The sequence below is a fragment of the Novosphingobium sp. genome (assembly GCF_041905565.1).
GTDB lineage: Bacteria > Pseudomonadota > Alphaproteobacteria > Sphingomonadales > Sphingomonadaceae > Novosphingobium.
In genome coordinates this window covers 110,209-132,292 of record NZ_JAYRKX010000008.1, presented here as the reverse complement: position 1 = coordinate 132,292, position 22,084 = coordinate 110,209, and the positions used below count along the sequence as shown (strand labels likewise).

Sequence of the window (22,084 nt, the reverse complement as noted above, 5' to 3'; positions counted from 1 at the left end):
AAGGCTAAGCCTTGCGCTTGCGGGTCGCCAGCTTGAGCGCCTCGCGGGCGATGACCAGCCCGGCGCCGCGCGCGCTTGCGCCGCCGCGGGCCGCACGCTGGCGCAGCGGCGCGGCGGCTTCGCCCATCCGGCGCAGCCCTTCGCGGCCGCTTTCACCGGCGGCATCGCCCGCCTTGCGCGACAGGGCCAGGCCCAGTTCCGCCGCGATCGAGGCGGCGGCGAAGGCGCGCTTGCCGAATTTGCCGCCAAGGCCCTTGGGTAGCATTGCCCCCACCAGCAGACCGGCGCCCAGTCCGGCGGCGACGGTCAGCCAGGGGTATTCCCCGGCCAGGCTGCGGTAATCTTCGGGCGGATAGCGATCTGGCAGGGTGGCGCGCGCCGGCAGCACCGGCGCATCGCGCTCGGCCTGGTTGTCGATCTGCTGGTCGGGCTGGTCTGCTGCGCTCACTCTGCGGGCTCCTCGAAGCTGTCTGGTTCGGCGGCGCTATCAGCCTGTTCCTGAACCGCGGCTGGCTTGAAAAGGCGGGCGGTGAGGGCGATCACCTGGTCGCGCAGGAACCACAGCGCCAGCGCGCCGACCGCGCCAGCAATGATCCCCTTGCTTTCGCGGGCCACGGCCACGGCCTCGCCTGCCAGGTCCAGCGCATCGTCCCGTGCCTTGTCGGCGATCCGGCCGCCAATGCTCCGCGCGGCAAGGTCGGCCTTGACCTGGGCGAGGTTGGCATCATGCGCCGCGCGCGCGGCGTTGCGGGCGGCGCGATCCTCGGCCAGGCGGCTCGCAAGTTCGCTCATGGCTGGGCGGCCTCGTCAGTGAGTTGGCGGGCAGTGGCCGACCAGCGCCGCGCCGCGATCCAGCCCGCCAGTGCGGCCCCGGCCAGCAGCACCGCGACCGTGATCAGCGTTGCCCACCATGGCCCCACCACACTGGCGAGGCCCAGGACCAGGCCAAAGGTCAGCGCCATCAACGCGAACAGCACCAGCACCAGCGCCAGCGCTCCCCAACCGGCCACGGCTTTCGCGCCCTGGCCAGCCACGGCGGCGCGGCTTTTCTGGTAGGCGAGTTCCGCCTCGAGCAAGGTGCGGCCATCGGTGACGAGCTGGCGCACGTCATCCACCAGCGAGCGGTCGGCCGCATCGCCGGGCTGATCCTTCACAAGGGGCGGTTCGCCATCGGTCATGGGCTAGAGACAGCAGTCCGGCAGCCCGGCGTCAATCTTCCGACGATCCACCCTTGAACAGGCGCGACAGCAGGAAGCCGGCCACCGCGGCCAGGCCGATTGCCAGGCCCGGGCTCTTGCGGACGAATTCCTTCGCGTCCGCGCTCAGCTCGTTCAGGTCCTTGGCCTCGATCTTCGCGGCGGTTTCCTGCATCGAGCGGGCGGCGGTGCGGGCATAGTCGCCATACTTGGCGCCCAGCTTCTCGTCGATCGTCCCGGCGCTGTCGGCCACGACCTTGCCCAGCGTCGCGATGGCGTCGCTGGTCTTGGCCTTGCCTTCGTGGGCCAGTTCGGCGGCGCGGTCCTTGGCCTGGGCGGCCAGGTCCTTGGCGTCGGCGGCCCAATCCCCGCTCTTGGCGGCGAGCTGGTCCTTGTAGGCACCAGCGCGGTCCTGCGCCTGCGAGGCGAGCGCCTGCGCACCGGCGCGGGCTTCCTCGATCGCCTTGGTGAACTTCGCCTTGGGATCGGCCGGGGCGGGGGCGGCGGCCGGCTCGGGCGCGGCCTTCTTCGCGGCGGGCTTCTTGGCGGGGGTGGTCTTGGCGGTAGCGGCGGGTGACTTGGCCATGGCTTTACCCTTTCTGCGCCCGGACGATCGGGCCATAACTATATCTGGTGTCACAATAGACCGGCTGCAAGGCCCTGTCATGCTGCATTGCAACTTGCCAGAGGGGCTTGCCCTGCTAAGGAGCCTGCCAACTGGCCCGCAGGAGATGAACCCGCCATGACCGCGATCATTGACATCCACGCCCGCGAAATTCTTGACAGCCGCGGCAATCCCACCGTCGAAGTCGACGTGCTGCTCGAAGACGGCAGCTTCGGCCGCGCCGCCGTGCCTTCGGGCGCATCGACCGGCGCCCACGAAGCGGTCGAACTGCGCGATGGCGACAAGTCGCGCTATCTCGGCAAGGGCGTGCTCAAGGCGGTTGCCGCCGTGAACGAGGAAATCCGCGAGGAACTGATCGGCCTGGATGCCGAAGACCAGCGCGACATCGACCTGACCATGATCGCGCTCGACGGGACCGAGAACAAGGGCCGCCTGGGCGCCAACGCCATCCTCGGTACCTCGCTCGCCGTGGCCAAGGCGGCCGCCAATGCGCGCGGCCTGCCACTGTACAGCTACATCGGCGGGGTTTCGGCCCATGTCCTGCCGGTGCCGATGATGAACATCATCAACGGCGGCGAACATGCCGACAACCCGATCGACTTCCAGGAATTCATGATCATGCCGGTCGGCGCCGGCAGCATTGCCGAAGCCGTGCGCTGGGGCGCGGAAGTGTTCCACACCCTCAAGAAGGGCCTGCACGACAAGGGCCTGGCCACCGCCGTGGGCGACGAGGGCGGGTTTGCGCCCAACCTGTCGAGCACCCGCGCCGCGCTCGACTTCGTGATGGAATCGATCGCCAAGGCCGGGTTCAAGCCGGGCGAGGACATCAAGCTGGCGCTGGACTGCGCGGCGACCGAATTCTTCAAGAACGGCAAGTATGAAATCAGCGGCGAAGGGCTGTCGCTCTCGCCGGTGCAGATGGCCGATTACCTGGCCGACCTGACCGCCGCCTACCCGATCATTTCGATCGAGGACGGGATGAGCGAAGACGACTTCGAAGGCTGGAAGGCGCTGACCGACAAGATCGGCGACAAGGTCCAGCTGGTTGGCGACGACCTGTTCGTGACCAACCCCAAGCGCCTCACCATGGGCATTGCCAAGGGCCTGGCCAATTCGTTGCTGGTCAAGGTCAACCAGATCGGCTCGCTGTCGGAAACGCTCGACGCGGTCAGCATCGCCAACCGCAATGGCTATACCGCCGTCATGTCGCACCGTTCGGGCGAAACCGAGGACGCGACCATTGCCGACCTGGCGGTGGCCACCAACTGCGGCCAGATCAAGACCGGCTCGCTCGCCCGTTCGGACCGGCTGGCCAAGTACAACCAGCTCATCCGCATTGAGGAAGAACTGGGCGATGCCGCGCATTACGCTGGCGCCGGGGCTTTCGGGCGCCTGGCCGGCTGACGCCGCAGGCACGCAGGCATGCTTCAGGCCCGCGCCGGCATCGCCGGGGCGGGCCTTTTGCGTTCGGGGGCAATCAGAAGTTGACCACGCCTTCGTTCAGCAGGGCGCGAAAATAGCAGGCCATCTTGCCGTAGCCATCCTCGGTCAGCTTCAGGAAGACGCGGCGCGCATCGGTGGGGTCATTCTCCCGCAGGACCAGGCCGCGATCTTCCAGGATCAGCAGCCAGCGCAGCGCGGTGCTGGTCGGCACGGCAGCGCCGATGCAGGCCGCGGTCACCGACAGGTGCTTGCCATCGGATTGGGCCACGAACAGATCGAGCAGCAGGTCCCAGGCCGGTTCGCCAAACAATTGGTCATCGCCGAACAGCCGCGATCGCATCCGCCGACTGCGATAGAAGCGCCGGGCCAGATCGACGATCCTTGGTAAGTCATCCGTCGCGGCCCGGGTGTATTCGCTCACGTCATTGGCGGGTGAGGCAATATCTTCGGTCGGAAACTGGAGATTTAACGCCGAGGCGAGGTTCTGCAGTTCTTCAGCGAGACTGCGTAGCTTTTCGGCTTCAATGCCGAGGCCCTGAGATGCCAGCAGTTTCGCCATGGTTTCCTGACGATAACAAGAATCGACCAAACGAAAATCAGGGCAAACCCCTATTCGTTTTTTAGGTAGATGCTGCGAATACTGATCCCGCCGATAAACAACGGGTCAGGCTATTAAGGTCAGGGTTTCCGAAACGGCCAGAAGAAACAGGCGTATTTCCGCCATTCTGGATCAATTTGCGCCCGCGTTTTACTCGGCTTCGGGGCGTGCTGAAGGTTCGGCGCGGTCGATCAAGGCATGGATTGCCGCATCGACATGGCAAGCGGCCAATTTTTCGCCAAGCGAATCAAGTGCTTTCAGGCATTGGACCAGTTGGTCGAGCACCGGGACAGACATTGCGACTTCCGTTTGTTTTGTTTGCAAGGCTGCTATTAACAGCCGTGTAACCAGCGATAAAGGGCCGAACCTGGTTAACCCCGGCCAATGGCGCACCAGTCCAGCAATGGGACACACGGCCAACAAGTCGTAAACTGCCCTGTGCATGCTGCGGCCGATCGTGCCGTCGCGGTGTCTGGGTTGCCAGTCGCATCGCCGTGCTTTAACCGTTCGCTTAAATAACAATGGGCGAGGGTGATGATGGCCGGGATTCCGACGCATCCGGACGAAATCGATGCCGCGTGGCTGACCGAGCGGCTGCGCGCCGCTGGCGTGATCGACGACCAGACGATCACCGGCTTCACCTGGGTGCCGATCGGCACTGGCCAGGTGGGCGATTCGGCGCGGCTGACGCTGAAATACGACCGCCCGGGCAAGGGGCCGGCCACCCTGGCGGGCAAGTTTCCCGCCGCCGATGCCACCAGCCGCCAGACCGCCGGCGCTCTGGGGCTCTATGCCAAGGAAGTGGGCTTTTACCGGGAACTGTGCCGCCAGGCCGCTGTCCGCGTGCCGGTCGCCCACGTGGCCGAAGTGGATGAAGGCGGCGCCGATTTCATCCTGATCTTCGAAGACCTGGGGCCGGCGCGCGGCGGCAACCAGCTGGCCAGCTGCAGCGCGGCCGATGCCCGCGCCGGGGTCCGCCAGGCTGCGGCGCTGCACGCGCCGACCTGGGAAAACCCGCAGGTCGTCGATCTGCCCTGGCTGGTCACGCCGCAGGCGGTGGTGGATCATATCCGCGCTGCTTACGATGGGGCGCAGGCGATCTTCCGCGGCCGCTACAAGGACCAGCTTGAACCCGAATTCATGCGCCTGTGCGATGAACTGAACGACATGCGCGAGCTGTGGTACGGCCGCGAACCGGGGGCGCGCTGCCTGATCCATGGCGATTTCCGGCTGGATAACATGCTGTTCGACATCCACGGCGGGGCCGAGGAAATCGCGGTGCTGGACTGGCAGACCGCTGGCGTCGGTAACGGGCTGACCGACATCGGCTATTTCCTCGGCACGGGCATCGGTGACGAGCTGCGCCGCGCCCACGAGGATGAGCTGCTTGACCTGTACTGCGCGGAAATGACCCGGCGCGGGGTGGCGATGACCCGCGATTCGATCTGGGACCAGTATGTGATCGGCGCGCTGCACGGGGTTTCGACCGCCGTGTTCAGCGCCGCCTTTGTCGAGCGCACCGCGCGCGGCGACGAGAATTTCCTGTCGATGGCCAGGGGCGGCTGTGCCCTGGCGCTGCAACATGGCAGCCTCAGCAAGCTCAAAGGATGAATGGCGATGGTCCTGACCAAGGGTGACGATTTCCCGCTCCACCAGACCCCCGAACCGGTCGCCTATGCGGGCACCGACCGGAATTTCTACGACCGCTATTTCTTCAACGGCTATGCGCCGGACGGCTCCGGTTTCTTTGCCGTAGCGCTGGGGATCTATCCGCATCTCAACGTGGCGGACGCGCATTTCAGCACGATCCGCGATGGGGTGCAGTACAACGTCCATGCCTCGCGCGAGCTCAACATGGAGCGGTTCGACCTGCAGGTCGGCCCGATCCGGATCGAGGTGCTGGAACCGCTGCACAAGCTGCGCGTCACGGTGGACGGGGAAGGGCTGAAGGCCGACCTGACCTTCGCCGGCCGCGCCTTTCCGATCGAGGAACCGCGCTTCATCCACCGCATCGGCCCGCGCACTTTCATGGATTACACCCGGCTGACCCAGAACGGCCACTACGAGGGCTGGATCGAGGTGGACGGCGTGCGCGAAGCCTGCGCCCCCGGCACGGCGGGCACCCGCGACCGCAGCTGGGGGGTGCGCCCGGTGGGGGCGAGCGACCAGCAGCCGCACGGCAGCGGGGTGGTCCACGGCTTCTTCTGGCAGTGGACGCCGATCAACTTTGCCGACCGGAGCCTGTTCTTCCACGTCAACGCCGATGCCAAGGGCAACAAGTGGAACACCCGCGCCGTGATCGCCCCTGATGGCGCCGGGGCGGACCAGCATTTCGACACCGATGGCGACATGACGTCACCGCTCGCCCCGGGCACTCGCTGGCCCGATGGCGGCGAACTGACGGTCGAGGGGCCGGACGGACCGGAAGTGCTGCGCCTTGAACCGCTCGGCCGGTTCCAGATGCGCGGGATCGGCTACACTTCGCCCAAGTGGGGCCACGGCCTCTACCACGGCCCGTTGGCGGTGGAGCGCGAGGATTTTGGCCTGGGCCAGTGCAACCCCGGCCAAATGGATAATTTCCACGTCCAGCTGCCATGCCGGGTGATCAGCGACAAGCATGGCGAAGGGATCGGCGTGTTCGAACAGCTGATCATCGGGCCTTACCAGCCCTATGGCCTCAAGGAGTATCTCGACCTTGGCTGAGCGATCATTCTCGCGCCGGGTGATGGCGCTGGTGGTGGTGGCCGGCCTGCTGGTCGGCGCCGGATCGGCCTGGCACACGATGAAGCGCGGGGGGCTGCGCGGCGCGGGCAGCACGGGCTGGGTCGGCAACACCTCGGCCGGCTCGGTCGATGCCGATCCCTGGACCCGCGCCCGCATCGCGCTGACCGGGCTGCTGGCGTTGACCCGCAGCCAGGCGATCTATTTCACCACCCAGACCGACAGCGCGGGCGCGCGGCTGACCGAAGGGTGCCGCTACCGCGTCACCGGCGGACCGATGCCGGCGCGGTGGTGGTCGGTGACGGTCTATGCCGACGATGATTACCTGCCGCAGAACGAGGACGACGCGCTGTCGTTCGACGCGACCGAGGTCAGGCCCGATGCGCAGGGCCAGTGGTCGGCGCTGGTCGCGAACAAGCCCGAGCCCGGGCAGCCCTGGGCGTCCAGCAACAAGGCGGGGCAATATACCCTGACCCTGCGGCTCTATAAGCCGGCGCAGAGCGCGCAGGACGATTTCGCCTCGATCCCGATGCCCAAGGTGACAAAGCTCGATTGCGGAGGCGCGGCATGAACCGGAAGGTGATCTATCTGCTGGGCTTCGCCGCAGCCGTGGGCCTGGGCCATGTCGGGACGATCCTGGGTGCCCCGCGCGCGATCATGCATGTGGCCATCCAGAAGATGTCGGACGGGGGCAAGCAGGTGAACCAGTTCACTTTCGGCCCGCGCACCACGTCGCATTCGCGCGGGGTGGTGCGGCCATCGCCGGACCTGCTCTATTCAAGCTGCGTCTACGATGTGTCGCGGGGGCCGATCCGCGTCAGCGCCGCCCCGTCGCCGGACAATGGCTATGTCTCGCTATCGGTGTTCGATGCGCGGACCGACAATGTCGCCGTGTTCGATTCGAACCAGTTCCCGCAAGGGATCGCCTTCGTGCTGGCCAAGGCGGGGCAGAAGGTGCCCGAAGGCATGCCGGTGGTCATTTCGCCATCGGACCGGGGCGTGATCCTCGACCGGCGGCTGGCGCCCAGCGCCGAACTGTTCGCCAAGGTCGATCCCGCCCGCCGCGCCGATAGCTGCGCGCCGCTGTGAAGCGGCGCGCAAGCCTGGCTTACCAGGCGGCGCTGAGCCGGGCGAGCTGATCGGGCGTCAGGTCCAGCTTGGTGGCGGCGCACAATTCGCGCACCTGTTCGGCACTGGTCGCGCTGGCGATCGGCGCGCCGATTCCGGGTTGCACACGCAGCCAGGCCAGCGCCACCTGCGCGTGGGTCCCGCCGGTTTCCTTCACCACCTCGTCCATCACCGCCAGCATCGGCGCGCCCTTGGTCAAAAGGTCGCCCATCCGTGCCCCGCGCGGCGATTTGCCGAGGTCCGCCTCGGTCCGGTACTTGCCGGTGAGGAAGCCCGAGGCAAGGCCGAAGAACGGCAGCATCGGAATGCCGCGCTGCTGGCACAGCGCCTGCAAGTCGGGCCCGTAGGCCTGCCGCGCGACCAGGTTATATTCGTTCTGCAGCACGCTGAACGGGGTCGCGCCTTGTGCCGCTGCGGCATCGAGCGCTTCGCTGAGCCGCGCGGCCGAGAAGTTCGAGGCGCCGAGCGCGCGAACCTTGCCACTGCGCACCGCGCCGTCGAACGCGGCGACGATGTCCGCCATCGGCAGTTCCTCGTAATCGCGGTGGGCGTAGTAGAGGTCGATGTAATCGGTCTGCAGCCGGTCGAGCGAGGCGTTGAGCGAGGCCAAAACGCGGGCCGGTTCGTACAGTTCCTGGCCGCCCAGCATCCCGGTCTTGGTGTGAAGCTTCATGTCGGCGCGCTTGCCGCTGGCGGCGAACCACTTGCCCAGCACGGTTTCGCTTTCGCCGCCCTTGTGGCCCGGCACCCAGGCCGAATAGACATCGGCGGTGTCGATCATCCGTCCGCCGGCGGCGTAGAAGGCATCAAGCACCGCGAAGCTGGCGTCCTCGTCCGCGGTCATGCCAAAGACGTTGCCGCCCAGCACCAGCGGAATGCCCGCGATGGCGCTGTTCTGGCTCATGCGAACTTTTCCTTCAGCGCGAGCAGGGCCATCGCCGCCTTGGCCGCTTCGCCGCCCTTGTCCTTCTGCGCGGGGTCGGCGCGGACGAGGGCCTGCTGCTCGTTCTCGACCGTCAAGATGCCGTTGCCGATCGCCACGCCGTCCATGGTCAGGGCCATGATCCCGCGCGCGCTTTCCCCGGCGACGATTTCGAAGTGATAGGTTTCGCCGCGGATCACCACGCCGATCCCGACATAGCCGTCATAATCGCCCGACTGGTCGGCCAGGGCGATGGCGCCGGGAATTTCCAGCGCGCCGGGGACGGTGATCACCTCCACCTGGTGCCCGGCAGACTTGAGCGCGGCGGCAGCGCCCGCGACCAGCATGTCGTTGAGGTGATCGTAGAAACGGGCTTCGACAATCAGGAACTTCGCCATCTCAATTCTCCGGGATCGGCCGTTCGCCGACAATGTTGATGCCATGCCCTTCGATGGCGACGATATTGCGGTGCGAATTGGTCAGCAGGATCATGTCCTGCACGCCAAGGTCGGTCAGGATCTGGGCGCCCAGGCCATAGGAGCGCAGGTCCATCGCCGGGCCATCGACCCCGCCGACTTCGGCGCTCAGTTCGCCCGGGGTGGTCGGCATCAGCAGCACGATCACGCCCGAACCGGCCTTGCCGATTTCCGCCATGGCGCGCTGCAGGATGCGCTTGCGCGGCCCCGGCTGGCCCAGCACGTCCGAGAAGATCGAGATGCCGTGCATCCGCACCAGGGTGGGTTCGCCCTGCTTCACGGCGCCCTTTTGCAGCGCGATGTGGACCGTGCCGTCAACCTTGTTGCGATAGGTCTTGGCGATCCAGTCCCCGCCGTAGTCCGAAGTAAAGGGCGCCTGCGCAACGCATTCGACCAGGTGGTCGTGCTTGCGGCGGTATTCGATCAGGTCGCGGATCGTGCCCATCTTCAGCCCGTGGCGGCGGGCGAAGGGGATCAGGTCATCCATCCGCGCCATGGTCCCGTCCTCGTTCATGATCTCGCAGATCACGCCCGAGGGATTGAGGCCGGCGAGCCGCGAGATATCGACCGAGGCTTCGGTATGGCCGGCGCGGACCAGCACGCCGCCGTCGCGGGCAATGAGCGGGAAGACGTGACCGGGGGTGACGATGTCGTCGCGGGTCTTGGTCGCGTCGATTGCCACGGCCACGGTGCGGGCGCGGTCACCAGCGGAAATCCCGGTGGTCACGCCTTCGCGCGCCTCGATCGAGACGGTGAAGGCGGTTTCGTGACGGGTGCCGTTGTTGCGGCTCATCAGTTCGAGGCCCAGCTGTTCAGTGCGCTGGCGGGTCAGGGTCAGGCAGATCAGCCCGCGGCCATAGGTGGCCATGAAGTTGACCGCATCGGGCGTGGCCATCTGCGCCGGGATGACCAGGTCGCCCTCGTTCTCGCGGTCCTCGTCATCGACGAGGATGAACATGCGGCCGTTGCGGGCTTCCTCGATAATGTCCTCGATCGGGACCAGCACCGGAGCCTCGTCGCTGTCCCACAGGAACGCTTCCAGCTTGCGCAGGGTGTCGGCGGTGGGGTTCCAGCCGTCCTCGGTGCAGTCGCGCAGGGTGTTGGCGTGAAGGCCGGCGGCGCGGGCCAGGCCCGCGCGCGACATGCCGCCATCGGTAACCAGCCGGCGGACGCGATCGATGATGTTCGTGCTCATGACTCGTCAATATCACACCGAAATGTGATTTCAACGATTATCACACTGCAATGTGATCAATCACCCTTGAACACCGGGGTGCGTTTTTCGAGAAAGGCGTTCACCGCTTCCTCGTGATCGCTGGTGGCATGGGCGACGGCCTGCATCGCGGCCGACATTTCCAGCACGGTGGCAAGGTCGCTGCGGCGGCCTTCCCACAGCAGGCGCTTGGCCATGCGCACGGCGAAGGGCGGATTGACGGCAACCCGTGCGGCGAGGGCGCGGGCGGCATCGAGCAACTGATCGTCCGGCACGACCTTGCTCACCAGGCCGCAGGCCAGCGCCTCGGCCGCGTCGATGGTATCGCCGGTCAGCGACATTTCTGCCGCCTTGGCAAAGCCGACCGCGCGTTGCAGCAGCCAGGCTCCGCCATCGCCAGGAATGATCCCCAGCTTGACGAAGCTTTCCGCGAACTTGGCGCTTTCATTGGCGATGCGCAGGTCGCACATGCAGGCTAGGTCCAGCCCCGCACCGATCGCCGGGCCGTTGACCGCCGCGATCACCGGCACTTCCAGCGCCGCGAAAGCGAGCGGGAGGAGCTGGATGCCGCGCTTGTAGTTGCCGCGCGTGCGCGCCGGCAGCCCGGCATTGAGCCCCGCGCCGGGCTTCATCTTGTTGATGTTCCCGCCCGAGGAGAACGCCTTGCCCGCGCCGGTCAGGATCGCCACGCGCGCGCTGGCATCGCCTTCCAGCCGATCCAGCGCGGCCAGCAGCGCCTCGACCACGTCCGGGTCGGAAATGGGATTGCGCATTTCCGGGCGGTTGAGCGTGATGGTGACGATGCCCTGGGCATCGGCTTCATACAGGACGGGGCTATCCATCTGGTCGAATCCTCTCGTTGCTTGGCCACGGCCATAGGGCCAAGCCGAAGGTCAGGGCAACAGCCGCTGCAGGAACCAGAAGCTGGCGGTAATGCCGATGCCATAGGTTGCGGCCAAGGTGGCCGGGCGCAGCAGGTGCGGGGCCAGACGGCGCAGCGCGGTGATGATTGCCAGGCAGGCGGCGATGATCACCAGCTGGCCCAGTTCCACCCCCAGGTTGAAGGTCAGCAGTGCCATCGGTACATCGGTTTCGGGCAGGCCGATCTCGCGCAGTGCCCCGGCAAAGCCAAAGCCGTGGAGCAGCCCGAACAGGAAGGCGACCACCCAGGGGATCCGCTCCGACAGGCGCGGTGCGCCTTCGCGCTGCTTGGCGATTTCGACTGCCAGGAACATGATCGACAGCGCGATCAGCGCTTCGACCGGGGCCTGGGCCAGCCCGATCAGCCCAAGGCTGGACCCGATCAGCGTGATCGAATGGGCCAGGGTAAAGGCGGTGGCAGCGCGCACCACCACCCATGGCCGTCCGAGCAGCAGGACCAGCGCGACGACGAACAGCAAGTGATCGTAACCCGCCAGGATATGTTCCACCCCCAGCACCAGGTAAGTCTGCGCCACCTGCCAGCGGTCGGGCCGGGCGGTGACGGTGACCATCGGGCGGTCCTGGGTCAGCCGTTCCGCCTGGACCGGACGGCCCAGCGGGGCAATGCGCAGCAGGGCGTCGGTAAAGCCCGCCTCGATCCCGGCCAGTCCCACCTGTTGCCCCTCGACCGGGGCGGTGCAGGTGAACCGGCCGGTCACGATCACGCTGCCGCCGTCGAGCCGGCTTTCGCCCGGTTCCAGCTTGCAGAAGGCGGGCATCGTGGGCCGCGCGCGGGTGGCGAGTCCGCCCAGGATCGGGGCCTTCCACACCATCTTCCAGTGGCTGGCGTCCTGCTGGGTCAACTCGAGATAGCCGGGGCGCAGTTCATCCGCGCGGGCGGGGGATGCGCCCAGCAGTGCCAGCGCCAGCAGCAACAGGAAGGCACGCAGGCTCATTTCGGCTGCTCGATCACCACGTCGTAATTGGCCAGCACCTTGCGATAGGCCTCATCCTCGGCCTTGCGGCGCTGGGTGTTGTGCCAGTCGTTCGTGACTTGCTGGCGGACCTTGTCGAGGCTGGGCGGGGTGGGGGTGGAGCGCGCGCCGATCTTGACCAGGTGCAGCCCCAGGCCCGAGGCGACCGGACCGCTCCATTGCCCCAGCGGCAGGCCGCGCAAGGCATCGGTAAACGGCCCGCCGAACTGCGCGGCAACATCGCTGGCCGCATTCTGGCTGTAGCTGGCGGGGATCGGGGCGGGTTGGGTCAGGTCCGTGGCCGGCTTGCCCGCGCGCAGCAATTGCAGCGCGGCCTGGGCGGCGGCGCGGGCCGGGGGTGTGTCCGCCCCCAGGTAAACCTGATCGAAGCTGTAGGTCACTTCCGGGGCATAGCGGGCCGGGTCCTGGTCGATCAGCTTTTGCAGGTCGGCATCGCTGGGCGTCGCCGCCTCGGCCTCGCTGGTGGCCAGTGCGATCATCTTGTTGCGCATGCGCCGCATGACAACCTCGTCGTCCTGGTCCAGCCCCAGCCGCAAGGCTTCGCGGTAATAGACCTGGTCGCGCACATATTCGCTGATGATCCCGTCCAGTTCCTGCTGGCTGGGCGCGCGGCGGAAGCTTTCGGTCCAGCGGTTGGCCAGCCGCGCGACCACCGCTTCGTTGACCACGATCCGCCGTTCCCCGACATCGGGCGCGCGGCCGGCCATCGCGACATAGACCAGCGCGCCCGCCAGCATGAATTGCACCAGGGGTTCGCGCAGCAGATGGGCCGCGCCGATTCGCCAGTTCACTTGTAGGTTTCCGTCAGCTTGGGTTGAACCAGATCGGCGAGGTATAGGCGCGTTCCTGCTGCTTGAGCGGGATATCCGCCGGCAGCGTCAGGTTGAAGCGCACCTTGTCGAAATTGACCCAGGTCGGCGTCGGGATTTCCAGCACGCGCAGGTAGTAGAACGCGCGCTGGCCCGGATCGAAGCTGGGGTCGGTCCACACCGTGGTCAGCGCCGGGGCGCCGATGGTGTTCTGGTAAGTGGCGTTGGCGGTGTTCACCGTATCGCCGACCGGGGCCAGCTTGCCGCCCGTCAGCTTGCGGGCTTCGGGGCTGGACCAGACCACGTCGAACACCTGTTCGTGGCTGGCGCCGGCCTGGTCGACCCAGCCCTTGACCACCTGGACGCGGTCAAGGTTGGCGCCGATCGGATCCTTCAGCGCGGAAATGAGGAAGCTGGGCTTGGCGCCCGCCTTGGCGGTCAATTGCCCGCCCATCGGCACGCCGCGGGTGTAACCGGCCTTGACCCAGTCACCCTTGAAATCGGCTGCGGTGAAATCCCATCCGGCAAAGAAGCGCACGACCATGCGCGGGCCGGTCGTGGCATAGACTTCGCGCCGCTTCAGCGCGTCCCAGATCGAACTGCGGGTGTTGGCCTTGGCCCAGACCGCCGCATAGCCGCTGGCCAGGTAGTTCCATCCGAAGCGCCCCTCACGCGTGCCCAGGTTCTGCGCTTCGGCCGCGCGGTCCGGGCGCGGTTCCACGCCCGAATGCTTGCCGAAATAGTTGTTGTCCTCGATGGTAGAGAGGCCGGTATGGCTGTCGGTCGAACCGATCACCCCGAACTTGTAGGGGTTCTCGCCGGTGCGCTGTTCGATCTGCAGCCCGCGCTTGAGCGCTTCGCGGACATAGGAGCCAGCCTGCATTTCCGGCGTGGTCTTCTCGGTCATCATCAGGTTGCCGAGTTCCCACCCGGCCACGCCGTAACCGGCGAATTCGTCGCTGGCGGACATGAAGGGGTGAGCTTCGCTGTCACCCTTGATCTGGGTGATTTCGACCACCGGTTCGTGCGCCGCACGGCGCTTGGCATAGGCGGCGGTCATCGGCCCGCCATTGGGTTCGGTCAGCATGAACATCTGGCCGTTCGACATGTTCGAATTGTGCGGGATCGCCAGCACCTTGCCGCCGGTCTTGCGCTCGTACCCGTCCATGTAGTTCCACAGATCGTCCGGCCGGATCGTGCCGAAGGAATCGATCGGGAAGGTCTGGCGGACCTTGTCCGGCCCGTCGCGGAAGATGACGTTGCGGTGCAGGTTGTTGCCGCCGTTCATCAGCGTGTATTCGAAGCCGAAGAAGGCGGTGAACTTGCCCGGGTGGTTATACCGCTCGACCGTCTTGATGTGGCGTTCCCAGGTCGAGACGATCCGGTCGTGGTTGCCTTCGGGGTTGAGCAGTTCGGGCGGCAGCGAATTGTTGGCCTTGGCGTCGATGATTTCGGCCACGGCTTTCTGGCTGCCTTCGCGGCCCGAATGCATCATGTCGTACCAGCGCACCATGGTCTTGTGCGGGATCAGCATGCGCGGGGCATTGTAGAGGTCGAGCATCGAGCCCAGCCCGTCCGAGTGATCGGCGATCACCAGGAAGTCGAGCGGGCGTTCCAGCTTGGCCTTTATCCCGGTCGAGGAAGTGACTTCCTGCCCCAGGGCAAAGCGCAGCGCATCTTCGGGCGAAAGCCGCGCGCCGAACCCGAAGGCGTCGGGCGAATTGGCGGTGTGAAGGTGCGTGTCGCCCCAATAGACCCGCTCGGGATAGGCCGCTTCCGGCACGTCCGCCTCGGTCGTCTTGCCGAACAACACGTGCCGGGCCTGCTCGCACCCGCCCAGCAGCAGGCTTGACCCCAGCAGCAAGGCGGCGGCCAGTTTCATCTTGCGCATGACTTGCTTTCTCTCCCGCAGTTCAGCCCGGCGTGAACCAGATCGGCGAGGTATAGGCCCGTTCCTGCTGCTTGAGCGGGTAGTCCGCGGGCAGCTTGGTCTTGAACTTGACCATGTCGTAGTTCAGCCAGGTCGGCGTCGGGATTTCCAGCACGCGCAGGTAGTAGAAGGCGCGCTGGCCCGGATCGAAGCTGGGGTCGGTCCAGACCGTGGTCAGCGCCGGAGCGCCGATGCTGTTCTGGTAAGTCGCGGTGGCAGTGTCCACCGTGTCGCCGACCGGGGCCAGCTTGCCGCCCGCGATCTTGCGGGTTTCGGGGCTGGACCAGACCACGTCGAACACCTGTTCGTGGCTGGCGCCGGCCTGATCGACCCAGCCCTTGACCACCTGGACGCGGTCAAGGTTGGCGCCGATCGGATCCTTCAGCGCGGAAATGAGGAAGCTGGGCTTGGCGCCCGCCTTGGCGGTCAACTGCCCGCCCATCGGCACGCCGCGGGTGTAACCGGCCTTGACCCAGTCACCCTTGAAATCGGCGGCAGTGAAATCCCACCCGGCAAAGAAGCGCACGACCATGCGCGGGCCGGTCGTGGCATAGACTTCGCGCCGCTTCAGCGCGTCCCAGATCGAACTGCGGGTGTTGGCCTTGGCCCAGACCGCCGCATAGCCGCTGGCCAGCGACTGCCAGTTCATTTTACCGGTGTTTCGGCCCGGGATGAACCCATCGGTCGCGCGGTGCGAATTGGGCTCAACCCCCGGGTGTTTGCCGAAGTAGTTGTTTTCTTCCACCCCGGCCAGGCTGGTGTGGGCGTCGGTCGATCCGATCAGACCGAACTTGTAAGGATTTTCGCCGGTCTTCGCCTCGATCAGCAGACCGCGCTTGAGCGCTTCGCGGACATAGTTGCCAGCATATTGTTCGGGCTTGGTCGGTTCGTTGCCGATCAGGTTGTTCGTGTCCCACCCGGCCGTGCCATAGCCCGAGAATTCGTCGTTCGGAGACAGGAACGGGTGGGCTTCGCTGTCACCCTTCATCTGGGTCACTTCGACCACGGGTTCATGCGCGGCGCGACGCTTGGCATAGGCCGCAGTCATCGGGCCGCCGTTGGGTTCGGTCAGCATGAACATCAGCCCGTTCGACAGGTTGCTGTTATGCGGGATCGACAGGACCTTGCCGCCGGTCTTCTGCTCGTAGGCGTCCATGTAGTCGTACAGCTTGTCCGCCCAAAGTTCCTTCTGCGGGTCGAGCGGTTCGACCTGCCGCACCTTGTCCGGTCCGTCGCGGAAGATGACGTTGCGGTGCAGGTTGTTGCCGCCCTGCATCAGGGTGTATTCAAAGCCGAAGAAGGCGGTGAACTTGCCCGGGTGGTTATAGCGTTCGACCGTGGTGATGTGTTCCTGCCAGATCTTGGCAGTGCGTTCGGCGCCCTTGACCGGATCGTTCATCGCCGCCGGCAGCTTGTTCGCGCCGCGCGCCTGGAGGATTTCCGACATCGCCTTGAGCGATTCGGCCGGGCCCTGGTGCATCATGTCGTACCAGCGCAGCATCATCGGGTCTTTGACCATCATCCGCGGCGCATCATACAGCGCCTTGGTCGAACCCAGCCCTTCGGCGTGGTCCGCGATCACCAGGAAGTCGAGCGGGCGTTCCAGCTGGGCCTGCAGCCCGGTCGAGCTGGTCACTTCCTGCCCCATGGCAAAGCGCAGTGCCTCTTCCGGCCCGAGCCGGGCGCCAAACCCGAACGCATCGACCGAATTGGCGGTGTGGAGGTGGGTGTCGCCCCAGTAGACCCGCTCGGGATAGGCGGTTTCCGGCACGTCCGCCTCGGTTGTCTTGCCGAACAGCGTCCGCTTCGCCTGGTCGCAGCCCGCCGTCAACGTGGTTCCGGCAAGCAGCACGGCCGCCAGCATCACTTTGCCCCGCATCCTATCCTCCTGTCCCCCAAAATGCGTTTTACTTCGCAATCGACCTACAATGACACGGCGCGCGCCCCCGTCAACTAGCTCAATTGTCGCAATCGCTTCGGACCTGAACTTTTCCCCGTCGCGGTCGTTCTTCGCGCGTGCCAGGCAAAGGAAGGGAACCCGGATGGCCAAGTTCGATTTCGTGGTGCTGGGCAGCGGCCCGGCCGGTCGCCGCGCGGCCGTGCAGGCAGCCAAGCTGGGCAAGAGCGTGCTGGTGATCGACAACCGCGAGCGGGTCGGCGGGGTCTCGGTCCATACCGGCACCATCCCCAGCAAGACCCTGCGCGAAACCGCGCTGAACCTGTCGGGTTGGCGCGAGCGGGGGTTTTATGGCCGCTCCTACCGGGTCAAGCGCGATATTGAGGGCAGCGACCTGACCGAACGCCTGGGCAAGACCCTGGGCCACGAGATCGAGGTGCTGGAACACCAGTTTGCTCGCAACGGGGTGCGCACCATGATCGGCGCGGCGCGCTTTGTCGGCCCGCACATGCTGGCGGTGCGCAGCGGTACCGGCAGCGCCATGTCCGAACAGCAGGTCGAGACCGAGCGCGTGCTGATCGCCGTGGGGACCGAGCCTTACCGGCCCGAGGGCATCCCGTTCGATGGCCGGCGCGTGCTCGACAGTGACCAGTTCATCCTCGCGCCGCGCGTGCCGCGCAGCCTGACGGTGGTTGGCGGCGGGGTGATCGGGCTGGAATATGCCACGATCTTCGCCGCGCTGGACGTGCCGGTGACCCTGGTCGAACCGCGCCCGCGCCTGCTGGAATTCATGGACCAGGAAGTGGTCGATCACTTCGTCTACCAGCTGCGCGACCACGGCATGACCCTGCGCCTGTCGAGCGAGGTCGACCGGATCGAGTTGGGGGACGACGATTGGCCGGTCTGCGTGCTGTCCGACGGGCGCGAGCTGCGCAGCGAGATGGTGCTTTACACCGCCGGGCGGCGCGGCGCGACTGCCAGCCTGAACCTGGGCGTCACCGGCATCGAAACCGACGAGCGCGGGCGGATCCGGGTCGATTCGGGCACCTTCCAGACCAGCGCGGCGTACATCTATGCCGCTGGCGACGTGATCGGCTGGCCGAGCCTGGCCTCGACTTCGATGGAGCAGGGCAGGGCGGCGGCGTGCCACGCCTTTGACCAGCCGCTGCCGAAAAGCGGTTCGAACTTTCCGATCGGGATCTACGCCGTGCCCGAATTGTCGAGCGTGGGCCTGACCGAGGAGGAGGCGCGGCGGCTCGGGATCGCGGTGGAATGCGGCATCGCCCGGTTCCGCGAAACCTCGCGCGGGCACATCATGGGGGTCGAATCCGGGATCGTGAAGCTGGTGTTCGAATTGGCCACCCGCCGTCTGCTGGGCGTCCACATCATCGGCGAAGGCGCGACCGAACTGGTCCACATCGGCCAGGCAGTGATCGAGCTGGGCGGCACGATCGACTATTTCATCGACAACAGCTTCAACTATCCGACCCTGGCCGAAGGCTACAAGGTGGCCGCGCTGGATGCGTGGAACCGCCTGCGCCACCGGGAAGGCGCGGTGCTGGCCTTCCGGGGGCGCGCGGCCGGCTAAACCCGGGCGATCACATCGTCGGCAAACCGCTTCATCAGGTCGATCTTGTCCTGCAGCGGCTGGCTGTCTTCCTCGACCGCGTAGAGGTTGCGGAAGGCGACCGGCATGTCGGTGACCCCCAGGTCCTCCATCCGCTTGACCGTATCGGGCGTCACTTCGCCCATTTCGGTGGCGAACAGGCGGAACGGCTTGGCGCTGGTGCCCAGTTCGTCGCGGTAGCGGTTGATCTCGGCCACCATCGGCGCGAGCACTTCGTGGCCGCCGCCGGCGAACATGAAGCCGTCATGCTTCGCCGCGCGCTTGAACGCGGCGTCGGAATGGCCGCCGATCAGGATCGGCAGCGGCTTGCCCGGCAGCGGGTTCAGCTTGACCGGCGGAATGTCATAGAATTCGCCGTGGAATTCGAAATAGCCGCCCGCGCACAGCCCCTTCACGATGGCGATGCATTCATCGAAGCGCTTGCCGCGCTTGGCATAGTCCACGCCCATCGCCGCATAGTCTTCCGGCCAGACCGACAGGCCGACGCCGAAGTTGAACCGGTCCCCGGTGATCGCCGCGACCGACGCGGCGAGCTTGGCCGAATAGAGCGGCGGGCGGACCGGCAGCTTGACCACGTTGGTGGTCAGTTCCAGCGTCTTCGTGCTGGCGCCGATCGCGGTCGCCAGGATGAAGCTTTCGACGAAGGGCTTGTTTTCGAGGAACGTGCGCCCGCCATCGTCGGTATAGGAATAGTTGGTGTCCGACGCCTTGGGATAGATCAGGCTGTCGGGAATGGTGAACCCGGCGTAGCCGTTGGCTTCGGCCGCCTGGGCGAGGGGGACGTAGTTGGTGATCGCCGTCATCGATTCGGCATAATGGAAACGCATGGGGCATCTTCTCCGCAAGATCCGTTGCCCAAGGGGTAGCAGCGGCCCGCGCCGAGGCAAGGGAGCGCTGGCGCTCATGGCCGAAGCTGTTCCTTGCCGTCAGCAGGTGACTTGGCCGCCGCATCGGCTAGGATCGCATCATGGCTGATCCGCAATCCGATCCCGATCGCGGCGTTTCCCCCTCGGTCTGGCGCTTTGTCCGCGCCAGCCGCGCCCACGTGGTGATCGATGCGGCGGACTATTTCGAAGTCATGCAGGTGGCGATGCGCCGCGCGCGCCAGCGGATCATGGTGATCGGCTGGGATTTCGACACCCGCATCCACCTCGGCCCGGGGCGGCGCTGGTGGCACCGGCCAAGCAAATTGGCCATGCCGGCGCGGCTGGGGGCGTTCATCGTCTGGCTGTGCAAGCGTACGCCCGATCTGGAAGTGCGGCTGCTGAAATGGAATTTCGGCGCGCTGAAGTTCATTTTTCGCGGCTCGATGGCGCTCGACCTGCTGCGCTGGCTGTTCCACCGCCAGATCACGATGAAGTTCGACGCGGCCCATCCTTTGGGGTGCAGCCATCACCAGAAGATCGTGGTGATCGACGACAAGTTCGCGGTGTGCGGGGGGATCGACATGACGTCCGACCGCTGGGACACGCCCGAGCACCGCGAGAAGGATCCGCGCCGCCGCCTGCCCTATGCCAAGCGGATCCACGAACCCTGGCATGACCTGACCATGCTGGTCGAAGGGGAAGCCGCCGCCGCGCTGGGCGAACTAGGCCGGCAGCGCTGGGCCATGGCGGGGGCGGGGACGATGGAGCCGTGCTGGCCGCAGTCCGCCTCGCCCTGGCCGGCGGAGCTGAAGGCCGAGTTTACCGATGTCGAAGTGGGCATCGCCCGCACCCGCGCGGCGTGGAACGACTATGCCGAGCAGCGCGAGGTCGAGGAGCTGTTCGTCGAACATATCGGCCGCGCCCGGCGCTTCATCTATGCCGAAAGCCAGTATTTCGCCGCCCGCGCCGTGGCCGAGGCGATTGCCCGCAAGGTGGCCGAACCGGACCCGCCGGAAATCGTCCTGATCAACCCGCTGACCGCGTTCGGCTGGCTGGAGCAGAAGGCGATGGACGGCGCGCGGGTGCGGCTGAGCCATGCGATTGCCGAGCGCGACCACCGGCAGCGCTTCCGCATTTTCGTGCCGCGCAACGCCGCCGGCACGCCGATCTACGTCCATGCCAAGATGATGATCGTCGATGACGAGGTGGTGCGGATCGGCTCGGCCAACATGAACAACCGCTCGCTTGGCCTGGATAGCGAGGCGGACCTGTTCATCGATGCCGCGCGCCCGGGCAACGGCCACGCCCGGGCGGCGATTACCCGCCTGCGTCACCGCTTGCTTGCCGAACATCTTGGCATGCGGATGGAGGACGTGAAACAGGCGCTGGACGCCGACCCGTCGATGGTCGCGCTGATCCAGAATGCGCCAAAAAGCGGCAAGCGGCTCGACGCTTTGGACTTGCCTCCGCTTAGCGAAGCGGAGAAAGCGGTGGCCGACAACGCGCTGCTCGATCCCGAGCGGCCGGAAGAGCTGTTCGAACCGCTCAGCAGGCGGCGCGGGCTGTTTCGCCGGGGCGGCTGGCTACGCCGCCCGCGCTGAGGGAGATCTGGGCGAATGAGTTGCGATTCCGATGTGGGCGATGGCGGTCCGATGGCCAAGCTGCCGGTGCCTGACGACGTGCAGGATGCGATCCGCACCCTGATCCGCTGGTCGGGCGACGATCCGCAGCGCGAAGGGCTGATCGACACCCCGGCGCGGGTGGCGCGCGCCTGGCGCGAATACTGCCAGGGTTACGGCGATGATCCCGCCATTCACCTGTCGCGCCAGTTCGAGGAAGTGGGCGGCTATGACGAGCTGGTCCTGCTCAAGGACATTCCGTTCCAGTCGCACTGCGAACACCACATGGCCCCGATCACCGGCAAGGCGGCAATCGCCTATATGCCGCGCGATCGGGTGGTCGGCATTTCCAAGCTGGCGCGCGTGCTGCACGGCTTTGCCCAGCGCCTGCAGATCCAGGAACGGCTGACCGCCGAAGTGGCGCAGTGCATCTGGGACAACCTCAACCCGCACGGCGTGGCCGTGGTGATCGAGGCACAGCACGGCTGCATGACCGGGCGCGGGGTCAAGACCCCGGGCGTCGGCATGGTCACCAGCCGCCTGCTGGGCTGCTTCCTGGACGATCACCGCAGCCGCAAGGAAGTGCTCAGCCTGATGGGGTATTGATCGTGCGCAAGGGCTTGCTGGGTGCGGGACTGGTAATGGCGCTGGCGGGCGGAGCCACGCTCTATGCCGCCGCCGCATCGCCGATGGCGGGCCTGGCCGGCTCCTATGCCCGGACCTGGCAAAGCGGCGACATGGGCGGCGGCAAGTTCGATGTCACCGATGAAGTGACGATCGAACCGATCGACGCCCGGCACGCGCGCATCACTTTCGGGCTCAATTTCTTCAACGGCCACACCTGCGATCTGGAAGGCACGGCGGAACTGAAGGGCAACAAGCTGGTCTTTACCGACCCAGACGGCTGGGACGGCAAGGTCTGCCGGCTGGAAATCTGGCGCCAGGGCAAGGACCTGCGCTGGACCGACCGCGACAACGGCTGCCATTCCTATTGCGGGATGCGCGGGAACCTGACCGGCGGGCGGATGGCTCTGAAATACCGCCAGCCGCTGCCGCAGCCGCACAAGGATTGACCCGGCGCGCTCAGCGCCTGTGTCA

General features: G+C 66.3%; 24 protein-coding genes. 9 read left to right on the top strand and 15 right to left on the bottom strand.

Features of this window, described 5'->3' with window-relative positions; translation table 11 throughout:
- Positions 1–4: 4 nt before the first annotated feature.
- The 4 genes from ACE3N9_RS08770 to ACE3N9_RS08755 are packed head-to-tail and all read right to left on the bottom strand — an operon-like array spanning position 5 to position 1,782.
- Positions 5–448 (bottom strand): hypothetical protein, encoded by a 444-nt coding sequence (locus ACE3N9_RS08770; protein WP_374282907.1) that lies wholly within the window; start codon positions 446–448, stop codon positions 5–7.
- Complete coding sequence (locus ACE3N9_RS08765; protein ID WP_374282905.1) at positions 445–792, bottom strand: hypothetical protein; 348 nt, start codon at positions 790–792, stop codon at positions 445–447. Before ACE3N9_RS08765 ends, ACE3N9_RS08770 begins: the two co-directional genes overlap by 4 nt.
- Positions 789–1,178, bottom strand: a complete 390-nt coding sequence (locus ACE3N9_RS08760) for a phage holin family protein (RefSeq protein ID WP_374282903.1) — start codon at positions 1,176–1,178, stop codon at positions 789–791. Before ACE3N9_RS08760 ends, ACE3N9_RS08765 begins: the two co-directional genes overlap by 4 nt.
- 31 nt (positions 1,179–1,209) lie before the next feature.
- Entirely contained in the window at positions 1,210–1,782 is a 573-nt protein-coding gene (locus ACE3N9_RS08755) for a hypothetical protein (protein ID WP_374282901.1), read from the bottom strand.
- A 156-nt stretch (positions 1,783–1,938) separates the two neighbouring features.
- Here ACE3N9_RS08755 and eno point away from each other — a divergent pair, with 156 nt between their 5' ends.
- Positions 1,939–3,225: a phosphopyruvate hydratase gene (gene eno / locus ACE3N9_RS08750; protein WP_374282899.1), complete on the top strand. Its 1,287-nt coding sequence runs from the start codon at positions 1,939–1,941 to the stop codon at positions 3,223–3,225.
- A 73-nt stretch (positions 3,226–3,298) separates the two neighbouring features.
- Here eno and ACE3N9_RS08745 read toward each other — a convergent pair whose 3' ends face one another.
- Positions 3,299–3,823, bottom strand: coding sequence for a MarR family transcriptional regulator (locus tag ACE3N9_RS08745; protein WP_374282897.1), 525 nt, complete (start codon positions 3,821–3,823; stop codon positions 3,299–3,301).
- Positions 3,824–4,012: 189 nt separating this feature from the next.
- On the bottom strand, positions 4,013–4,147 hold the full coding sequence (locus ACE3N9_RS08740) for a hypothetical protein (protein WP_374282895.1): 135 nt from the start codon (positions 4,145–4,147) through the stop codon (positions 4,013–4,015).
- Between the two features lie 249 nt (positions 4,148–4,396).
- Between ACE3N9_RS08740 and ACE3N9_RS08735 the strand changes: the two genes are divergently transcribed.
- The 4 genes from ACE3N9_RS08735 to ACE3N9_RS08720 are packed head-to-tail and all read left to right on the top strand — an operon-like array spanning position 4,397 to position 7,672.
- On the top strand, positions 4,397–5,473 hold the full coding sequence (locus ACE3N9_RS08735; protein WP_374282893.1) for a phosphotransferase family protein: 1,077 nt from the start codon (positions 4,397–4,399) through the stop codon (positions 5,471–5,473).
- Positions 5,474–6,565, top strand: a complete 1,092-nt coding sequence (locus tag ACE3N9_RS08730) for a hypothetical protein (RefSeq protein WP_374282891.1) — start codon at positions 5,474–5,476, stop codon at positions 6,563–6,565.
- Complete coding sequence (locus ACE3N9_RS08725) at positions 6,558–7,154, top strand: DUF1214 domain-containing protein (RefSeq protein WP_374282889.1); 597 nt, start codon at positions 6,558–6,560, stop codon at positions 7,152–7,154. The genes ACE3N9_RS08730 and ACE3N9_RS08725 overlap by 8 nt, the downstream gene beginning before the upstream one ends.
- The gene (locus ACE3N9_RS08720) at positions 7,151–7,672 is read left to right on the top strand and encodes a DUF1254 domain-containing protein (protein ID WP_374282887.1); all 522 of its coding nucleotides are present in this window, start codon (positions 7,151–7,153) and stop codon (positions 7,670–7,672) included. Before ACE3N9_RS08725 ends, ACE3N9_RS08720 begins: the two co-directional genes overlap by 4 nt.
- Positions 7,673–7,691: 19 nt before the next feature.
- Here the strand turns inward: ACE3N9_RS08720 and ACE3N9_RS08715 are convergent, their stop codons facing one another.
- The 8 genes from ACE3N9_RS08715 to ACE3N9_RS08680 are packed head-to-tail and all read right to left on the bottom strand — an operon-like array spanning position 7,692 to position 16,856.
- The gene (locus ACE3N9_RS08715; RefSeq protein ID WP_374282885.1) at positions 7,692–8,615 is read right to left on the bottom strand and encodes an aldo/keto reductase; all 924 of its coding nucleotides are present in this window, start codon (positions 8,613–8,615) and stop codon (positions 7,692–7,694) included.
- On the bottom strand, positions 8,612–9,031 hold the full coding sequence (gene ribH, locus ACE3N9_RS08710) for a 6,7-dimethyl-8-ribityllumazine synthase (protein ID WP_374282883.1): 420 nt from the start codon (positions 9,029–9,031) through the stop codon (positions 8,612–8,614). Before ribH ends, ACE3N9_RS08715 begins: the two co-directional genes overlap by 4 nt.
- Position 9,032: 1 nt before the next feature.
- Positions 9,033–10,304 (bottom strand): 3,4-dihydroxy-2-butanone-4-phosphate synthase, encoded by a 1,272-nt coding sequence (ribB, locus tag ACE3N9_RS08705; RefSeq protein ID WP_374282882.1) that lies wholly within the window; start codon positions 10,302–10,304, stop codon positions 9,033–9,035.
- A gap of 56 nt (positions 10,305–10,360) precedes the next feature.
- Positions 10,361–11,164, bottom strand: a complete 804-nt coding sequence (locus ACE3N9_RS08700) for a crotonase/enoyl-CoA hydratase family protein (RefSeq protein ID WP_374282880.1) — start codon at positions 11,162–11,164, stop codon at positions 10,361–10,363.
- Positions 11,165–11,215: 51 nt separating this feature from the next.
- Complete coding sequence (locus ACE3N9_RS08695) at positions 11,216–12,199, bottom strand: HupE/UreJ family protein (RefSeq protein WP_374282878.1); 984 nt, start codon at positions 12,197–12,199, stop codon at positions 11,216–11,218.
- Positions 12,196–13,029 (bottom strand): peptidyl-prolyl cis-trans isomerase, encoded by an 834-nt coding sequence (locus tag ACE3N9_RS08690; protein ID WP_374282876.1) that lies wholly within the window; start codon positions 13,027–13,029, stop codon positions 12,196–12,198. The genes ACE3N9_RS08695 and ACE3N9_RS08690 overlap by 4 nt, the downstream gene beginning before the upstream one ends.
- 13 nt (positions 13,030–13,042) lie before the next feature.
- Positions 13,043–14,938, bottom strand: a complete 1,896-nt coding sequence (locus ACE3N9_RS08685; protein WP_374282874.1) for a DUF3604 domain-containing protein — start codon at positions 14,936–14,938, stop codon at positions 13,043–13,045.
- A gap of 22 nt (positions 14,939–14,960) precedes the next feature.
- Positions 14,961–16,856 carry a DUF3604 domain-containing protein gene (locus ACE3N9_RS08680; protein ID WP_374282872.1) on the bottom strand — a complete coding sequence of 632 codons (1,896 nt, stop codon included), beginning with the start codon at positions 16,854–16,856 and terminating at the stop codon, positions 14,961–14,963.
- A 163-nt stretch (positions 16,857–17,019) separates the two neighbouring features.
- On the opposite strand from ACE3N9_RS08680, the gene sthA reads away from it, so the two are divergent.
- On the top strand, positions 17,020–18,462 hold the full coding sequence (gene sthA / locus ACE3N9_RS08675; RefSeq protein ID WP_374282870.1) for a Si-specific NAD(P)(+) transhydrogenase: 1,443 nt from the start codon (positions 17,020–17,022) through the stop codon (positions 18,460–18,462).
- On the opposite strand, the gene ACE3N9_RS08670 is transcribed toward sthA, so the two are convergent.
- Positions 18,459–19,328 carry an LLM class flavin-dependent oxidoreductase gene (locus tag ACE3N9_RS08670; protein ID WP_374282868.1) on the bottom strand — a complete coding sequence of 290 codons (870 nt, stop codon included), beginning with the start codon at positions 19,326–19,328 and terminating at the stop codon, positions 18,459–18,461. The genes sthA and ACE3N9_RS08670 overlap by 4 nt on opposite strands.
- Before the next feature lie 140 nt (positions 19,329–19,468).
- Here ACE3N9_RS08670 and ACE3N9_RS08665 point away from each other — a divergent pair, with 140 nt between their 5' ends.
- From ACE3N9_RS08665 to ACE3N9_RS08655, 3 genes are read left to right on the top strand one after another with little or no spacing between them, the layout of a single operon-like run.
- Entirely contained in the window at positions 19,469–20,968 is a 1,500-nt protein-coding gene (locus tag ACE3N9_RS08665; protein WP_374282866.1) for a phospholipase D-like domain-containing protein, read from the top strand.
- Positions 20,969–20,983: 15 nt separating this feature from the next.
- Complete coding sequence (folE, locus tag ACE3N9_RS08660; RefSeq protein ID WP_374282863.1) at positions 20,984–21,592, top strand: GTP cyclohydrolase I FolE; 609 nt, start codon at positions 20,984–20,986, stop codon at positions 21,590–21,592.
- Between the two features lie 2 nt (positions 21,593–21,594).
- Positions 21,595–22,059, top strand: a complete 465-nt coding sequence (locus tag ACE3N9_RS08655) for a hypothetical protein (protein ID WP_374282861.1) — start codon at positions 21,595–21,597, stop codon at positions 22,057–22,059.
- Positions 22,060–22,084 lie beyond the last annotated feature (25 nt).

What these genes read in the sequence shown, in the direction of transcription:
- ACE3N9_RS08765 (WP_374282905.1), bottom strand. Translation starts at nt 792, where the DNA reads ATGAGCGAACTTGCGAGCCGCCTGGCCGAGGATCGCGCCGCCCGCAAC.
- ACE3N9_RS08760 (WP_374282903.1), bottom strand. Translation starts at nt 1,178, where the DNA reads ATGACCGATGGCGAACCGCCCCTTGTGAAGGATCAGCCCGGCGATGCG.
- ACE3N9_RS08755 (WP_374282901.1), bottom strand. Translation starts at nt 1,782, where the DNA reads ATGGCCAAGTCACCCGCCGCTACCGCCAAGACCACCCCCGCCAAGAAG.
- eno (WP_374282899.1), top strand. Translation starts at nt 1,939, where the DNA reads ATGACCGCGATCATTGACATCCACGCCCGCGAAATTCTTGACAGCCGC.
- ACE3N9_RS08745 (WP_374282897.1), bottom strand. Translation starts at nt 3,823, where the DNA reads ATGGCGAAACTGCTGGCATCTCAGGGCCTCGGCATTGAAGCCGAAAAG.
- ACE3N9_RS08735 (WP_374282893.1), top strand. Translation starts at nt 4,397, where the DNA reads ATGATGGCCGGGATTCCGACGCATCCGGACGAAATCGATGCCGCGTGG.
- ACE3N9_RS08730 (WP_374282891.1), top strand. Translation starts at nt 5,474, where the DNA reads ATGGCGATGGTCCTGACCAAGGGTGACGATTTCCCGCTCCACCAGACC.
- ACE3N9_RS08720 (WP_374282887.1), top strand. Translation starts at nt 7,151, where the DNA reads ATGAACCGGAAGGTGATCTATCTGCTGGGCTTCGCCGCAGCCGTGGGC.
- ACE3N9_RS08715 (WP_374282885.1), bottom strand. Translation starts at nt 8,615, where the DNA reads ATGAGCCAGAACAGCGCCATCGCGGGCATTCCGCTGGTGCTGGGCGGC.
- ribH (WP_374282883.1), bottom strand. Translation starts at nt 9,031, where the DNA reads ATGGCGAAGTTCCTGATTGTCGAAGCCCGTTTCTACGATCACCTCAAC.
- ribB (WP_374282882.1), bottom strand. Translation starts at nt 10,304, where the DNA reads ATGAGCACGAACATCATCGATCGCGTCCGCCGGCTGGTTACCGATGGC.
- ACE3N9_RS08700 (WP_374282880.1), bottom strand. Translation starts at nt 11,164, where the DNA reads ATGGATAGCCCCGTCCTGTATGAAGCCGATGCCCAGGGCATCGTCACC.
- ACE3N9_RS08695 (WP_374282878.1), bottom strand. Translation starts at nt 12,199, where the DNA reads ATGAGCCTGCGTGCCTTCCTGTTGCTGCTGGCGCTGGCACTGCTGGGC.
- ACE3N9_RS08685 (WP_374282874.1), bottom strand. Translation starts at nt 14,938, where the DNA reads ATGCGCAAGATGAAACTGGCCGCCGCCTTGCTGCTGGGGTCAAGCCTG.
- ACE3N9_RS08680 (WP_374282872.1), bottom strand. Translation starts at nt 16,856, where the DNA reads ATGCGGGGCAAAGTGATGCTGGCGGCCGTGCTGCTTGCCGGAACCACG.
- sthA (WP_374282870.1), top strand. Translation starts at nt 17,020, where the DNA reads ATGGCCAAGTTCGATTTCGTGGTGCTGGGCAGCGGCCCGGCCGGTCGC.
- ACE3N9_RS08670 (WP_374282868.1), bottom strand. Translation starts at nt 19,328, where the DNA reads ATGCGTTTCCATTATGCCGAATCGATGACGGCGATCACCAACTACGTC.
- ACE3N9_RS08665 (WP_374282866.1), top strand. Translation starts at nt 19,469, where the DNA reads ATGGCTGATCCGCAATCCGATCCCGATCGCGGCGTTTCCCCCTCGGTC.
- folE (WP_374282863.1), top strand. Translation starts at nt 20,984, where the DNA reads ATGAGTTGCGATTCCGATGTGGGCGATGGCGGTCCGATGGCCAAGCTG.